Consider the following 15,104-nt stretch of genomic DNA (forward strand, 5'->3'; position numbering starts at 1 on the left):
GCTAATGAATGGCAGAAGGACAAAACGTATTAACCGTTAATATCGTGACGCCTAGTGGGATTGTTTATGATCACCGGGCTTCAATGGTCGTTGTGCCAGCAATGGCGGGTCAACTTGGTATTATGGCTAATCATGAGCCAATTATTACCCCTTTAGAAATTGGTGAACTTCGTGTTAAGCGGACAGATAACCCAGGGCATGAAGACGCGATTGCCATTAATGGTGGTTTTATGGAAGTTAGTCATAATATTGCTTCAATCGTCGCTGATAGTGCTGAACGGGCTCGTGATATCGATATTGATCGTGCTCAAAGTGCTAAGCAACGTGCTGAAACAGCGATTAAGACTGCTTCAGAAAAACATGATAGTAATGAGTTAGTTCGTGCTCAAATTGCATTACAACGTGCAGTGAACCGAATTAATGTTAAAAATCATTTATTATAAGCATCAAAATAAAGCGGTTGTCACTGATAGGTGATGACCGCTTTTTTTACATATTTTAAGATTGCAGCGGAGAGGCAGACAAATCTGGTTTTGATATGTTACAATGTCCGTATATCACAAAAGGAGCATCAGTTCATTGGAATCAATTGGATTACAAGCAGTGGTCACAATCATCAGTCATATGGGCTTTATTGTGATCAGTTTTTACGGATTACAAGCGGTTCGGTTGGAACAGTTCTTTAAACCGGGTCATGTCCGCCAAATCCAGATTGTCATGATGTTTCTGGCAATTGTGATGGGTTATTCAGTCAGTCAATTCTTTTTAGAAATTATCTCACAAGCTAGGAACATCATGTTCCTAGTTTAATTAAACAAGCCAATTTAGCGGAGGGAAACTCTTGGAAAAATTAATCATACAAGGTGGACAACCTTTAGTCGGAGATGTGCACATTGAAGGTGCCAAAAATGCTGTTTTACCCATTATGGCAGCGGCATTATTAGCAGAAGACGGTCCAGTCGAATTTACCAACGTGCCGATTTTATCGGACGTTTTTATGATGCAAGACGTTTTAAAGAGTTTAGAAGCGCAAGTTAACTTTGATGAAGCGCACAACAAACTCGTGATTGATGCGACACAACCTTTAAATTTTGAAGCTGCTTTTGAATATGTTTCTAAAATGCGCGCTTCAATCGTTGTCATGGGTCCCCTGTTAGCCCGTTTGGGTCATGCCCGCGTTGCGATGCCAGGTGGTTGTGCCATCGGTTCACGACCGGTTGACTTACATTTAAAGGGTTTTGAAGCGCTCGGTGCCACGATTACCCAAAGTAATGGGTACATCGAGGCTAAAGCAGACCAGTTAGTCGGGGCTGAAATTTATTTAGATTTTCCAAGTGTCGGTGCGACTCAAAATATTATGATGGCCGCGACGATGGCTAAAGGGACGACGACAATTGATAACGTTGCTCGCGAACCCGAAATTGTTGATTTGGCCAACGTTTTAAATAAAATGGGGGCGAAGGTCTTTGGTGCCGGAACTGAAACAATCCGGATCGAAGGCGTGACCCGTTTATGTGGGACTGAACACAGTATTGTTCAAGATCGGATTGAAGCCGGGACTTTTATGGTAGCCGCTGCTGCGACTCACGGTAATGTCTTGATTCAAGAAGCCATTGCTGAACATAATAAGCCCTTATTATCGAAATTAGTTGAAATGGGTGCTGAAGTGATTGAAGAAGATGCGGGTATTCGTGTCATCGGACCAGCGACTTTGAAACCCAGTAATGTTAAAACCCTCCCATATCCTGGTTTTCCAACGGATATGCAAGCCCAAATGACGGCGTTGCAATTGATGGCGGATGGCACGAGTGTGATGACTGAAACGGTGTTTGAAAATCGGTTCATGCATTTAGAAGAATTGCGTCGGATGACGGCTGATTATCAAATTGAAGGCCAATCTGTCCTACTTTATGGGCCGACGAAATTTAATGGTGCTGAAGTCGCGGCTTCTGATTTACGGGCGGCCGCTGCTTTAGTGATCGCCGGTTTGGTGGCGAACGGTGAAACATTAGTGACCAATCTCCAATATATGGATCGTGGTTATTATCATTTCCATCAGAAATTACGGGCATTAGGCGCGCACATTAGCCGTGCTGATTTTGACGCTAAAGGTCAAATAATCGTTAAGAATGAAGCGAAATTAGCTTAATAAGCACCATCGAGAGCTGGATGAGCATTTGCTGATTCAGCTTTTTTGTAGGCCAAGCGTTAATAAATCTTATATGTTATTGCAAAGTACCGTGTGGTATAATTTAGTATTGAATATGGTTTTCGGAAGGAGCAACGCTAAATGGCTAAAGATATCGGGATTGATTTAGGGACAGCCAACGTCTTAATTAATGTAAAAGGTAAGGGGATTGTCCTTAACGAACCTTCAGTTGTTGCGATTGATACACAAACGAAAAAGGTTTTAGCAGTCGGCTCAGAAGCTTACAGCATGGTGGGTCGGACACCCGGCAACATTCATGCAGTGCGTCCTTTAAAAGATGGCGTGATTGCGGATTTTGATATTACAGAAGAAATGTTAGCTTATTTTATTAATAAATTAAACGTTAAAGGTTTTTTATCAAAACCAAATATCTTAATTTGTTGTCCAACTAATATTACGTCAATTGAACAAAAAGCCATTATTGAAGCGGCTGAAAAATCAGGCGGCGGTAAGGTCTTTTTAGAATTAGAACCCAAAGTGGCGGCTGTCGGTGCGGGCATGGATATTTTTCAACCACGGGGTAACATGGTGATTGATATCGGTGGTGGTACCAGTGATGTTGCCGTGCTTTCAATGGGTGAAGTCGTGACGAGTCGCTCATTGCGCCTAGCTGGTGATAAGATGAATACTGAAATTGCCGCCTACGTTAAGAAAAAACATGGTTTACTGATTGGTGAACACAGTGCCGAAACCATCAAGTTAACGATTGGGAACGTTTGGCACGCAGATGCTAGCGAAACCCTTGAAATTCGGGGCCGTGATATGGTGACTGGTTTACCACAATCAGTCACGATTGCAGCGGATGAAGTTGAATCAGCCTTACACGATACCATGATGGAAATTGTCGCAGCGGCTAAAGAAGTCTTAGAAGTGACACCTCCCGAATTATCAGCGGACATTATTGACCGTGGGATTATGTTGACCGGTGGTGGTGCGCTATTGCGGAATATCGCTAACTTATTTGCTGAACATCTCAAGGTGCCAGTGGTCTTAGCTGAAAATCCGTTAGATGCCGTCGCAATCGGGACGGGTATTTTATTGGATAATATGGAACATAAACGGGCGCATTAAGGTGCATCGGAATATGAGTAAGGGATTGTGAAAAATCGTGTATCAATCAAATTTTAATGAACATGTTAAACCGGTACTTAAGAAAATACTCTTAGTCATTGTCTTGATCATCCTTGCGCTCTTAGTGGGTGAGATGATTGGTTTTGCGATGGGCGGTCAGAATCCGTTTGGGGTTTTCTTACCAAGTACTTGGAGTCACATTATTAATTTCTTACAATAGTTCGATAGTAGGTGGGTCAAGATGAAAAAAGGGTTAATTATGTTGGTCCGGTTTTATCAGCAAGGGATTTCGCCATTGTTACCGCCTAGTTGTCGTTATTATCCAACTTGTTCGAGTTACATGATCCAAGCGATTCAAAAACACGGGGCCTTCAAAGGGCTGATTATGGGCATTGGGCGCATTTTACGCTGTCATCCGTTTATTAAGGGTGGTTACGACCCCGTGCCAGATTATTTTACGGTACGCCGCAACAAGGCGCAGCGTTAAACAGAGGAGTTTTAAATAGTTATGTCAAAAAAAGAAAAAAATATTGAAGTCACTATTGACGATATCACTCGTGACGGTCAAGCGATGACCAGTATTATGGTCGGTAAGAATGAAATTGGTGTAATTGTGGAAGATAGCGTTAAGAAGCGTTTTGAAGCCACGGTTACCGGTACGAAGCAAATAATCATTACAAAAACACACGATGATGCGGTCAATGAATTGCTTAAGGAATACCATTTACATCAAGGTTAATTCTTAAGAATTGCTTAGTTTTGAGTAGCCCGGCGGCATTTTGGCCGGGTTATTTATATAATAAAAGCAGATTGATTGAAGGAGATTTAACATGCCAAAAGAATTAGAAACAACAGAAGAGACGTCGCGAATTGATTACGGGATTGTCTTTTCAGTCTTTATGTTGGCATTAGTCGGATTAATGTCGATTTATGTTGCTGTCTTACACGATACGAGTGGCAGTAATCCCGTCCGAGCAGTGGTTATGCAAGCGATGTGGTACGTGATTGGTGGGATTGCGATTGTCATTATTATGCAATTTGATTCTGAACAACTGTGGCGAATTGCGCCATTGGTTTATGGTGTCGGGATCTTCCTACTAATTGCCGTTTTATTTCTCTATAATCGCCAAGTTGCCGCGCAAACGGGTGCTAAAAGTTGGTTTGCTTTAGGACCAATCTCGTTTCAACCGTCTGAAGTGATGAAACCGGCCTACATCTTAATGTTGGGCCGGGTTGTGACGCAGCACAACACTGAATATTCAGAACATACGATGCGTTCTGATTGGTTATTATTAGGCCGTTTATTACTATGGACATTGCCAGTCATGGTCTTGTTAAAATTACAAAATGATTTTGGGACAATGTTGGTCTTTTTCGCAATTTTTGGGGGCGTCGTTTTAGTTTCCGGCGTTACTTGGAAGATTTTAGCACCAACAATCGCTGTAGCTGCCGCAATCGGTGGGACGGCTTTATCTCTGGCTGCCACGACTTGGGGTCGAGTAATCTTGACCCATGTTGGTTTTAAGACGTACCAGTTTAACCGAATTGATGCTTGGTTACATCCGTTTGATAATACGGCGACTACCAGTTTGCAGTTGTCTCAAAGTTTAAAGGCGATTGGTTCTGGTCAATTATTCGGTAAAGGATTCAACACGATTCAAGTTAATGTCCCAGTTCGTGAATCGGATATGATTTTTTCCGTCATTGGTGAAAATTTTGGTTTCATCGGTTCTTGTTTTGTGATCCTGTTGTATTTCTTACTGATTTATCAGATGATTCGGATTACGTTTGATACGAAAAATGAATTTTACGCTTACGTTTCAACCGGGGTCATTATGATGATTTTATTCCATGTTTTTGAAAACATCGGGATGAGTGTCGGACTATTGCCATTAACGGGGATTCCGCTACCCTTTATTTCACAGGGGGGTTCTTCATTACTGGGGAACATGATTGGGATTGGTTTTATGATGTCGATGCGGTATCATTATAAGAGTTACATGTTTAGTGAGTCAGAAGATACTTTCTAGGAGTGAAGACAAAGTGGCAATGAGTAACGATGATTATTTTTGGACAGAGGAAATCGCGGCTTCGATTCGACGGGTTGGCATTACCAAAGCGGCCCAATCTGAATTTGGTCAGATTAAGTTTGTCGATGTTCCGGCGGTCGGGCAGACCGTCACGAAGGATGAAACGTTAGTGGCGATCGAAGCTGAAAAAATGGTCCAAGATTTAGATAGCCCCATCAAAGGTGAGCTAGTCAATGTCAACACCGCATTAGCTGATAGTCCCGAATTATTAAACGCGGATAATGAAAAAGATGCGTGGATCGCCGATGTTCGGGTTGATTAACGAAAGCAATTTTTTTAAATGAATAAGCTTGACTTCTTAATTTAAATTGTTTAAGATGAAAGACAATTAATAAAAAGCGATGAAAAGATGAGTAGATTAAGCAGTAACATTCTTAGAGAGTCCGGTCAGGTGCAAGCGGATAATGTGAACCTTAGTTGAATATGGTCTTTGAGCATTTCATTTGGTGAGGTTTACTGAGCCGGTGCGGGGGTTGCCCGATATAGCGAACGAGTATCAATCTGGTACTTTGTAAGGCGATGACTGTGAAGTCATCGTAAATTAAGGTGGTAACACGCATTTTGGCGTCCTTTCTCTCGATTTTTGAGAGGAAGGATTTTTTTTTACTCATTTTTTCAGCGCTAGGCATACGAGGAGGGCATTCAATGTTAACAGTTCAGCAAGTTAATAAGCAATTTACGCGTGAAGGGGAGACCTTTCAAGCTTTGAAAAACGTGTCACTTGAAATTCAGGATGGCGAAATCTACGGCATCATCGGTTATTCAGGGGCGGGTAAAAGTACGTTAATCCGCTTGTTCAATGGTTTGGAAAAGCCAACGAGTGGTGATGTCTTAGTCAATGGTCAATCGATCATCGGTTTAAGTGAACAAGCGATGCGACCGGTTCGGCAAAAGATGGGGATGATTTTTCAACATTTCAACCTACTTTGGTCGAAAACGGTGATTGATAATATCATGTTACCGCTCAAATTAACCGGCGTTAATAAAAAGCAACGCCTTGCCAAAGCACGTCAATTATTAAAGCTTGTTGAGTTAACCGATTACGAAGCCGCTTATCCTAGTGAATTATCGGGTGGTCAGAAACAGCGGGTGGCAATCGCGCGCGCCTTGATTAGCGATCCAGCAATTCTGTTGTGTGACGAAGCGACTAGCGCACTGGATCCTAAAACAACGGCGTCGATTCTAGCGTTACTAGCAAAGATCAATCGCGAATTAGGGATTACGATTGTGTTAGTCACCCACGAAATGGATGCGGTGCGGCGAATCTGTCAACGAATTGCGGTGATGGAAAATGGGCAACTGATTGAAGAAGGCAGCGTGCACGATATCTTTGAACGACCACAAGCAGCGGCCACCAAAGCTTTCGTTTCGGAATCATTGGTCGTGACCCCGAGCGAAACCCAGGCATCAATTGACCAATTACTAAACCGCGTCCCCAATGGCAGCATCGTTAAATTACGGTTCAACGAGGAACAATCAGTTCAACCCGTGATTGGTCAACTGATGCGCCGCTATCAAGCAATTGAAATCAGCGTGATTAGTGGGAGTTTACAGCAAACCGTTAACGGAGCACTCGGCTATCTCTATATCCAGATTCAAGCTGATCCAACTGATTTAAAAGCGGTTCTAGCCGATTTAGCGCAACAAACAATCGAAGTGGAGGTGATTCGTCATGACTAATGTCAATGGGTTTCAATCGTATTTTCAATTTAATCAGGTTGATTGGGCAACCATGTGGCAAGCGACTGTTGAAACAGTTTGGTTGTCAGCGATGAGCGTCATCTTAGTCGCCGTTCTCGGCTTCCTACTCGGGTTGATGTTATACCAAACGGGTCAAAGCCAACGACCAATGAGTCGCTTATTGAATGGCATCGTGGCATTATGCGTCAACGTTTTCCGCTCTATTCCGTTTATCATCCTAATCGTATTATTGATTCCGTTGACGAAGGGGATTATGGGGACGATGATCGGTCCCAAAGCCGCAATCCCCGCACTGATTATTTCAGCCGCGCCGTTTTACGCCCGACTAGTTGAATTAGCGTTTCACGAAGTTGATGGTGGGGTGCTCGAAGCGACGCGGTCAATGGGCGCATCGAAATGGCAATTAGTTTGGCAAGTATTGCTACCTGAAAGTTTGCCAGCACTGGTGTCCGGTTTAACGGTCACCGCGATTTCATTGATTGGCTACACCGCAATGGCCGGGGTCATCGGCGCGGGTGGTCTCGGGAATCTCGCGTATCAAGATGGGTTTCAAGCCAATCAGAATACGATTACATTGGTCGCGACCGTCATTATTTTAATCATCGTTTTCATTTGTCAAAAAACAGGGGATTTAGTGGTCAAACACATCGATCACCGTTAAAAAATTAGGAGGAATTAATTATGAAAAAAAGTTTATTTGTAGTCGCAGCTGTCTTATTAACCGGAGTTACTTTAGCCGGTTGTGGTCAGAAAAAGCAAGCCGATAGTAATACGATTACCGTGGGGGCTTCAGCAATGCCCCACGCTGAAATCTTGAAACACATTCAACCCGAACTGAAAAAAGAGGGCGTTAATCTTAAAATTAAAGTGTTCAGCGATTACGTGCTACCGAATAAAGCCTTGGACAGCGGTGAATTGGATGCCAATTATTATCAACATGTCCCTTTTATGAAGAAGGCCAACAAGGATAATGGTTATCATCTCGTCAGTGCAGGCAGTATTCATCTGGAACCATTAGGGCTGTACAGCAAGCAGGTTAAGAAACTCAGTGAAGTTAAAGACGGCGCTAAAGTGTTGGTCTCCAGCAGTCAGCCTGATTGGGGTCGCGTCTTGACGATTCTGAAGGACGGTGGCTTGATCACCTTAAAGGCCGACGTGAATGCTGAGAATGCAACGTTCAAGGATATTGCCACTAATCCTAAACATCTCAAGTTTGAATACACGTTCGAACCCAAACTCATGCCCGAACTCTTGAAAAATAATGAAGGCACCTTGGTCGCGATTAATTCGAATTACGCCGTTCAAGGGGGATTGAATCCCGAAAAAGATGCGGTCGCGCTTGAAAAACAATCGTCACCATATGCGAATATCGTGGCAGTCAACAAAGGTGATCAAAACAAACCAGCGATTAAGAAACTGGTTAAGGCCTTGAAATCAAAATCAACGCAAACTTGGATCAAAAATAAATGGCACGGGGCAGTTTTACCAGTCGAATAGAATAGTATTAAGACGTTTACCTTCAGGTGGCGTCTTTTTTATTGTGAGCCTTTGTGCAAACTTTAATTTGAGTGGTAAAGCCTTTACAAAATAGTTATACTAAACTTATTAAGTGATTAGGGGGATCAGATAATATGAATAAGCGATATAATATTGGATTAGATATTGGGACCAATTCCATCGGCTGGTCAGTGGTTAATGATCAAAGTCAGTTAGTCAGAATTAAGGGAAAATTAGGGTACGGTGTTCGACTGTACGATGAAGGTCAAACAGCTGAAGACCGACGACTGTTTAGAACGACGCGCCGCCGCTTAAAACGGCGTAAATGGCGCTTAGGTTTATTACGCGAAATTTTTGAACCTTACATCACACCGCAAGATGCGACTTTTTTCTTAAGACAGAAACAATCGAATTTAAGCCCCAAGGATTTACAAAAACAGCAGCCACAAATTGGTTTATTTAATGATCGTTTGGACAGCGATTTTCACTATCAATATCCGACAATTTATCATTTGCGCTACGCGTTAATGACTGAAAAGCGGCAATTTGATTTACGCGAAATTTATTTGGCGATGCATCACATTGTCAAATACCGGGGGCATTTTTTGAACGCAGCTGCCGCGTCATCTTTTAAAAGCGGAGAAATTGATTTAGCTAAGGATTTCGCAGCGTTAAATCAGATTTTTGGAACAATCTTTAGTGAAGTCGGCTTCAGTTTATCAGAAAGCAATTTAGATGAGATTAAATCAATTTTGTTGGATAACAATTTAAGCGCTAGTGTGCGCCAACGCAAAGCACTACCGTTAATTTACCAAACCGCTGCTTCAAAAGATTCGGAAAAGCAATATAAAGCAATTGCAACTGAATTATTGAAAGCGATTCTAGGCTTAAAGGCGAAATTTAATCTCATCACAGGTATCGAAGTCGAAGATGTCAAAGCGTGGACGTTAAGTTTTAATGCTGAAGATTTTGATGCTAAGTTGAGCGACTTAAATATTGCGGATAATGATGACGCCGTACAAATCATTGAAATTTTACGAGCTCTTTATTCAGGTGTTTTACTGACTGGGATTGTGCCTGAGGGACAATCAATTTCACAGGCGATGATTGATAAGTATGAAGCGCATAAAGCACATCTGATAATGTTGCGGTCAATTCGCGAACAATTATCTGATAAAGAAAATAAAGCACTTGAAAAGGCATATGATGACTATATTGATCATCCGGAAGATAAGCAGCACGGTTCACGTGAGGATTTCTATGCGGCAATCACGAAAGTATTAAAAAAAGATTCAGAGGATACAAATATTATCGAAATTCTAAAATTGATTGAATTGGATCAGTTTATGCCTAAACAACGCACTAAGGACAACGGCGCCATTCCACACCAGTTACATCAACAGGAATTGGATCAAATTATTGAAAATCAAAAACAATATTATCCTTGGTTGGCGGACATTAACCCCAATGAACAACGGCAAAAAATGGCGCCCTATAAATTAGATGAGTTGGTGACATTCAGAGTGCCTTATTACGTCGGCCCGATGATTACGGCTGAAGAACAGTTCCAAACTTCTAATAAAAAATTTGCATGGATGATTCGTAAAGAACCAGGCGCGATTACGCCGTGGAATTTTGATCAGAAAGTCGACCGCCAAGCTTCCGCGAATGAATTCATTAAACGAATGACAACCACTGATACTTATTTGTTGGCCGAAGATGTTTTGCCAAAGCAAAGTTTGTTGTATCAACGGTTTGAAGTATTAAATGAATTGAATGGCATTAAAATCGATGATCAACCGATTACGGTCGAACAAAAGCAAGCCATTTTTAACGATAAATTCATACAACAAGCGCATGTTACGGTTAAAAATATTCAAGCTTATCTTGTCTCTGAGGGGCAGTATGCGAGTCGACCAAACATTACGGGTTTGTCAGATGGTGAGAAATTTAATAGTAGTTTGAGTACTTACCATGATCTTAAGAAAATCTTTGGGGATATGATTGATGACCCTAATAAGCAAACCGATTTTGAAAAAATGATTGAATGGTCAACGATTTTTGAGGATGGCAAAATATTTGCTGATAAATTACGTGAAATTAATTGGTTAACGGACGAACAACGCCAGCGACTATCGAATAAACGGTACCGTGGTTGGGGCCAATTATCGACTAAACTATTAACCAAAATTGTCGATCAAAATGGTCAACGGATTATCGATATTCTTTGGAATACCAATGACAATTTTATGCGGATTATTCATTCTGATGATTTTGATCAGGCCGTGACTCAAGCTAACCAAATGTTATTAGCGGATAATGATACGCAAGATGTAATTAACGAGTTATACACGTCACCTTCCAATAAAAAAGCTCTACGACAAATATTACTAGTCGTGGCCGATATTCAAAAGGCGATGAAGGGGCAAGCACCGGCTCGGATTTTAATCGAATTTGCGCGTGAAAAACAAGCTAATCCGCGATTATCAACACAACGGCGTCGCCAAGTTGAACAAGTCTATCAAGAGCTAAATAATGATCAGCTCAACAAAGAATTGGCCGATCCACAGTATGCTAATTTATCGAAAGATCGACTATTCTTGTATTTCATGCAAGGCGGTCGGGATATGTATACGGGTGAGTCGTTAAATATTGATCGGTTATCGGAGTATGATATTGATCATATTTTACCGCAAGCCTTTATCAAAGATAATTCGTTGGATAACCGGGTATTAGTATCGGCAAAAATGAATCGGAGTAAATCAGACCACGTACCGCTTGATTTTACTGAAGAACGATTTGGGCAAAAAATGCGCAGTCAGTGGGAACAAATGTTACGGGCCGGTTTGCTGACGCGCCGTAAATATAATAATTTAACGTTAAATCCAGATAGTCTCAATAAATACACCATGAGTGGCTTTATCAATCGCCAATTAGTTGAAACCCGGCAAGTGATTAAACTCGCAACTAACTTATTAGTCGATCAATATGCCGATGAAGACGTGCAGTTAGTGACGGTTAAAAGTGGCTTAACCCACCAAATGCGCGAAGATTTTGATTTTCCTAAGAATCGAAATTTAAATAATTACCATCACGCTTTTGATGCGTATCTAACGGCTTTTGTGGGCCTCTATTTACTGAAGAAATACCCTAAATTGGCCCATTATTTCGTCTACGGTCAATACCAACAAGGTTTTAAGGCCAATGACCAGTGGCGTAACTTTAATTTTCTAAATGGTTTACGCCAAGAGCAACAGGTTGATGCTGAAACGGGTGAGCTTATTTGGCAAAAAGACCATGATTTAGCTTATATGAATAAAATCTATGATTTCAAGAAAATTCTGGTGACGCGTGAAGTGCATATTAATCACGGCGCGTTGTATAATCAGACGCTCTATAAAGCTAAAGATGACAAAGCGAGTGGTCAAGGTGGTCGTCAATTGATTGCAGCTAAAGAAAACCGACCAACGGCAATTTATGGTGGTTATTCTGGTAAAACAGTCGCTTATATGTGTTTAGTGCGCATTACTGAAAAAAAGGGTGATCTTTATCGTATTTGTGGGGTGCAAACGGCTTGGGTCGATGAGCTAGAACACATTGAAGACGCAATGATTAAGCTGCAAAGATTGACTGCATTATTAACGCCTCAATTTTCCGCGACTAAAAAGCAAAAAGATGAAGTTGTGACAGTCGTTAAACCATTCGAAGTGCTCTTACCGAAAATTTTAATTAACCAACGGTTCTACGATGGTGGACAGGAATTAACATTGTCATCAGCTACCTATAAAAATAATGCGCAAGAGTTAGTACTTGATAAAAAAGCCGTGCAAGTGTTAAATGGCCAATTGCCAAAGGCTGAGTTGGAGGCACAGGCAACAGTTGTTTATGATCAAATATTAGAACGAGTTCAGAAATATTTCCCACTGTATGACATGAATAGTTTTAGAGAGAAATTATTTGTAGGACGTGATAAATTTAACGAATTACCATGGCAGGATCAATGGGAGAATCATAAATTAATTCAGGTGGGACAAAAGACAATTTTAGATCGAATTTTGATTGGATTACATGCGAATGCAGCGATGGGGGATTTAAAAGCACTAAATATGTCTACGCCGTTTGGAAAACTTCAAAAATCTAATGGGATATCGCTTAGCCCTGAGACCAAAATCATCTACCAATCACCGACCGGTCTATTCGAACGACGTGTGGCTTTGAAAGATTTATAGAACTCAAAAAGCTGGTTCGTCATTTTAATTAATGATGAACCAGCTTTTTATCTGAAATGAAGGCATAAAAAAAGGCCTCATACGAGGCTCAGAAGTAAAAACTTAACCCGAAGGTTTCGTTTGATTTTAACCCAGAGTATCAAATCAATGAGTTTATCGGTTGAGAGTATCAGGCTCAACAACTGAAGTATAACACGCCTTGTTTTAAGAAACAAGGCTACAAAATGATTAATTGGAGTGAGGAATATGGGGTGGCGAACAGTTGTGATATCACAACATGCAAAGGTGTCGTATTCGGGCCGAAAGATTGTGGTACAAACCAACGATGCAACACATCAGGTACCAATTGATGATATTCAAATTTTATTAGTGGCGACCACACAAGCAGTAGTAACCGCGACGGCAATTACCGAATTAAGTAGTTCTGGGGCTAAGATTATCTTTACCGGGCGGGATGGCAATCCAGCTTGTGAAGTGGTTGATGATTATCCAGGTAATCGTAGTTTGGCATCGATTCAGCAACAAGTTGATTGGTCAACTGAATTGAAAGACACGCTTTGGACTACCGTTGTGAAGGCTAAAATTGCGATGCAAATTCAAAGTGCTGAATTATTGGGTAGAGATATTACTGATTTAAAATTAGAAGCCCAGCAAATTGAGTTTGCCGACCAGAGTAATCGAGAAGCGGTGATTGCACGTAAATATTTTCAAAAGATGTTCGGTCAAGATTTCACACGGACTGATGCGAATGCAACGAATGCCGCGCTAAACTATGGCTACAGTCTTTTATTATCGGCGGTTAATCGCGAAATTGTCTGTAACGGTTATTTAACCCAGTTTGGGGTTCATCATCACAATGCGATGAATGATTTTAACTTGGGATCGGATTTGATGGAACCCTTTCGACCGGTGATTGATTATTGGGTGGCTCACCAAAAGTTTAATGAATTAACGGCTGATGTTAAGTTTGGTCTGGTTGAATTATTGAACTTAGAATTAGAGTATAACGGTCATATGACCATTTTACGCAATGCGTTAACCAAACACGTTCAGAATTGTTTGAATTTTATGAGTAATCCGAAACAATCTTTAGAAGTAAAGGTGGTCATGTGTCATGAGGTACCGCATAATGCGCTTATTAGTCATGTTTGATTTACCAACTGAAACGAGTCTTGAACGAAAAGCATATCGCCATTTTAGAAAAGCATTGCTAAATGAAGGTTTTTTGATGATTCAGTATTCGGTCTACGTCCGCGTTTGTGTCAGTAAACAATCAGCCCAATTCATTGAAAATCGAATCGCGGGATTTACGCCTGAAGATGGGTTGATTCAAACATTAATGGTGACGGAACAACAATACAATAAAATGCATTTCTTGGTCGGTGAATCAAAAGATGATGTGCGTAATTCGGCAGAAAGGACGTTGATTTTATGAGAATTACAATGTATCCTTATCGGCCATTTGAAATGACTAATCAGAAAATAACGGTTTTTAGTACCAACTCAGCAGATGTTTATACCAAATTAATTGCAGGTTTTAAGGAGCAACAAGAGACGCTTAAAATCAGCGATGACCAATATCAATTAATCGATATTGTTAAGAGTGTATTATGGGGTGGTGAAATATCAACGCTAGATCCTAATAAATTATTTCAAAGCCGTTTGATTAAAAAAATGGCGAAGGATTTAACGGATAATCAGCGTCAAAACTTAATTAAGCTTGATAGTCAGATGCGGGCCGCTATTTTAGAGGCTGCTTTTATGTATGATTTAGCGCTTGATATTGATTTAGAGTTGGACGTTCAAAAAGCGCTAAAATACTTTAATTTAAAGTTTTCAAATGATATCCAAACCGATCCCTATGGTATAATAGAGAGTATAGTATTGACTGCTTCAGAATTAAATGAAACTAAAATTATTGTATTGATGAACGTTTCTCATTATCTTAGTATCAGCCAATTTAATGAATTGGTAAGATTAATGGCGACGTTGAATGTGAAACTCTTTATCATCGAATTTTCAGAAACCTCAAATCCGACTAGGTACCAAGAATGCCGGTATTATCATATCGACGCTGATTATGTTGAGTGGCGCTATGATTCAGATGAAGGAATGATGAAAAAATAACGTTTTAGAAGAGTATCAAATCAATGAGTTCATCAACTCACATGATGAGAGATTTCATCAGACAATTGTTTTAGAAGAGTATCAAATCAATGAGTTCATCAACTCGACCAAGCGGGTATTAATCCCGAAATTAGTTTTAGAAGAGTATCAAATCAATGAGTTCATCAACCAGGGTTCTTT

At 40.8% G+C, this 15,104-nt stretch carries 16 protein-coding genes and 1 CRISPR repeat array (1 of these 17 only partly in view); all 16 genes read left to right on the top strand.

Features of this window, described 5'->3' with window-relative positions:
• Positions 1 to 8: 8 nt before the first annotated feature.
• The 16 genes from ACVPPQ_RS09090 (at position 9) to csn2 (ending at position 14,924) form a co-directional block, all read left to right on the top strand.
• A complete protein-coding gene (locus tag ACVPPQ_RS09090) occupies positions 9 to 443 on the top strand; it encodes a F0F1 ATP synthase subunit epsilon (RefSeq protein ID WP_463494116.1) in 435 nt (144 codons plus the stop codon).
• A gap of 136 nt (positions 444 to 579) precedes the next feature.
• The gene (locus tag ACVPPQ_RS09095; RefSeq protein ID WP_463494118.1) at positions 580 to 810 is read left to right on the top strand and encodes a DUF1146 family protein; all 231 of its coding nucleotides are present in this window, start codon (positions 580 to 582) and stop codon (positions 808 to 810) included.
• A 31-nt stretch (positions 811 to 841) separates the two neighbouring features.
• Complete coding sequence (gene murA, locus ACVPPQ_RS09100) at positions 842 to 2,149, top strand: UDP-N-acetylglucosamine 1-carboxyvinyltransferase (protein WP_463494120.1); 1,308 nt, start codon at positions 842 to 844, stop codon at positions 2,147 to 2,149.
• Positions 2,150 to 2,290: 141 nt separating this feature from the next.
• Entirely contained in the window at positions 2,291 to 3,280 is a 990-nt protein-coding gene (mreB, locus tag ACVPPQ_RS09105; RefSeq protein ID WP_025083218.1) for a rod shape-determining protein, read from the top strand.
• Positions 3,281 to 3,317: 37 nt separating this feature from the next.
• Entirely contained in the window at positions 3,318 to 3,500 is a 183-nt protein-coding gene (locus ACVPPQ_RS09110) for a DNA-directed RNA polymerase subunit beta (protein ID WP_025083219.1), read from the top strand.
• Between the two features lie 21 nt (positions 3,501 to 3,521).
• Positions 3,522 to 3,767 carry a membrane protein insertion efficiency factor YidD gene (gene yidD / locus ACVPPQ_RS09115; protein ID WP_254680032.1) on the top strand — a complete coding sequence of 82 codons (246 nt, stop codon included), beginning with the start codon at positions 3,522 to 3,524 and terminating at the stop codon, positions 3,765 to 3,767.
• A gap of 21 nt (positions 3,768 to 3,788) precedes the next feature.
• Positions 3,789 to 4,019, top strand: a complete 231-nt coding sequence (locus ACVPPQ_RS09120; protein ID WP_254680031.1) for a DUF2969 domain-containing protein — start codon at positions 3,789 to 3,791, stop codon at positions 4,017 to 4,019.
• A gap of 91 nt (positions 4,020 to 4,110) precedes the next feature.
• Positions 4,111 to 5,310, top strand: a complete 1,200-nt coding sequence (locus ACVPPQ_RS09125; RefSeq protein WP_463494123.1) for an FtsW/RodA/SpoVE family cell cycle protein — start codon at positions 4,111 to 4,113, stop codon at positions 5,308 to 5,310.
• Positions 5,311 to 5,329: 19 nt separating this feature from the next.
• Positions 5,330 to 5,632 carry a glycine cleavage system H family protein gene (locus ACVPPQ_RS09130; protein ID WP_025083223.1) on the top strand — a complete coding sequence of 101 codons (303 nt, stop codon included), beginning with the start codon at positions 5,330 to 5,332 and terminating at the stop codon, positions 5,630 to 5,632.
• A gap of 383 nt (positions 5,633 to 6,015) precedes the next feature.
• A complete protein-coding gene (locus tag ACVPPQ_RS09135) occupies positions 6,016 to 7,050 on the top strand; it encodes a methionine ABC transporter ATP-binding protein (protein ID WP_463494125.1) in 1,035 nt (344 codons plus the stop codon).
• A complete protein-coding gene (locus ACVPPQ_RS09140; protein WP_463494127.1) occupies positions 7,043 to 7,732 on the top strand; it encodes a methionine ABC transporter permease in 690 nt (229 codons plus the stop codon). Before ACVPPQ_RS09135 ends, ACVPPQ_RS09140 begins: the two co-directional genes overlap by 8 nt.
• Before the next feature lie 17 nt (positions 7,733 to 7,749).
• Positions 7,750 to 8,568, top strand: a complete 819-nt coding sequence (locus tag ACVPPQ_RS09145; RefSeq protein ID WP_025083226.1) for a MetQ/NlpA family ABC transporter substrate-binding protein — start codon at positions 7,750 to 7,752, stop codon at positions 8,566 to 8,568.
• Positions 8,569 to 8,702: 134 nt separating this feature from the next.
• The gene (cas9, locus tag ACVPPQ_RS09150; RefSeq protein WP_463494129.1) at positions 8,703 to 12,797 is read left to right on the top strand and encodes a type II CRISPR RNA-guided endonuclease Cas9; all 4,095 of its coding nucleotides are present in this window, start codon (positions 8,703 to 8,705) and stop codon (positions 12,795 to 12,797) included.
• A gap of 246 nt (positions 12,798 to 13,043) precedes the next feature.
• Complete coding sequence (gene cas1, locus ACVPPQ_RS09155) at positions 13,044 to 13,949, top strand: type II CRISPR-associated endonuclease Cas1 (RefSeq protein WP_463494131.1); 906 nt, start codon at positions 13,044 to 13,046, stop codon at positions 13,947 to 13,949.
• A complete protein-coding gene (cas2, locus tag ACVPPQ_RS09160) occupies positions 13,927 to 14,232 on the top strand; it encodes a CRISPR-associated endonuclease Cas2 (protein WP_056950500.1) in 306 nt (101 codons plus the stop codon). The genes cas1 and cas2 overlap by 23 nt, the downstream gene beginning before the upstream one ends.
• Entirely contained in the window at positions 14,229 to 14,924 is a 696-nt protein-coding gene (gene csn2, locus ACVPPQ_RS09165; protein ID WP_035439041.1) for a type II-A CRISPR-associated protein Csn2, read from the top strand. Before cas2 ends, csn2 begins: the two co-directional genes overlap by 4 nt.
• Position 14,925: 1 nt before the next feature.
• Positions 14,926 to 15,104: a CRISPR direct-repeat array (repeat unit 36 nt; unit sequence GTTTTAGAAGAGTATCAAATCAATGAGTTCATCAAC); it runs 715 nt beyond the window's last position.

This window comes from Latilactobacillus parafuchuensis, assembly GCF_055271665.1.

Bases quoted from the DNA above. Each gene is read 5' to 3' on its own strand.
- ACVPPQ_RS09090 (WP_463494116.1), top strand. From the start codon at position 9: ATGGCAGAAGGACAAAACGTATTAACCGTTAATATCGTGACGCCTAGT.
- mreB (WP_025083218.1), top strand. From the start codon at position 2,291: ATGGCTAAAGATATCGGGATTGATTTAGGGACAGCCAACGTCTTAATT.
- yidD (WP_254680032.1), top strand. From the start codon at position 3,522: ATGAAAAAAGGGTTAATTATGTTGGTCCGGTTTTATCAGCAAGGGATT.
- ACVPPQ_RS09120 (WP_254680031.1), top strand. From the start codon at position 3,789: ATGTCAAAAAAAGAAAAAAATATTGAAGTCACTATTGACGATATCACT.
- ACVPPQ_RS09125 (WP_463494123.1), top strand. From the start codon at position 4,111: ATGCCAAAAGAATTAGAAACAACAGAAGAGACGTCGCGAATTGATTAC.
- ACVPPQ_RS09130 (WP_025083223.1), top strand. From the start codon at position 5,330: ATGAGTAACGATGATTATTTTTGGACAGAGGAAATCGCGGCTTCGATT.
- ACVPPQ_RS09135 (WP_463494125.1), top strand. From the start codon at position 6,016: ATGTTAACAGTTCAGCAAGTTAATAAGCAATTTACGCGTGAAGGGGAG.
- ACVPPQ_RS09140 (WP_463494127.1), top strand. From the start codon at position 7,043: ATGACTAATGTCAATGGGTTTCAATCGTATTTTCAATTTAATCAGGTT.
- cas9 (WP_463494129.1), top strand. From the start codon at position 8,703: ATGAATAAGCGATATAATATTGGATTAGATATTGGGACCAATTCCATC.
- cas1 (WP_463494131.1), top strand. From the start codon at position 13,044: ATGGGGTGGCGAACAGTTGTGATATCACAACATGCAAAGGTGTCGTAT.
- cas2 (WP_056950500.1), top strand. From the start codon at position 13,927: ATGCGCTTATTAGTCATGTTTGATTTACCAACTGAAACGAGTCTTGAA.
- csn2 (WP_035439041.1), top strand. From the start codon at position 14,229: ATGAGAATTACAATGTATCCTTATCGGCCATTTGAAATGACTAATCAG.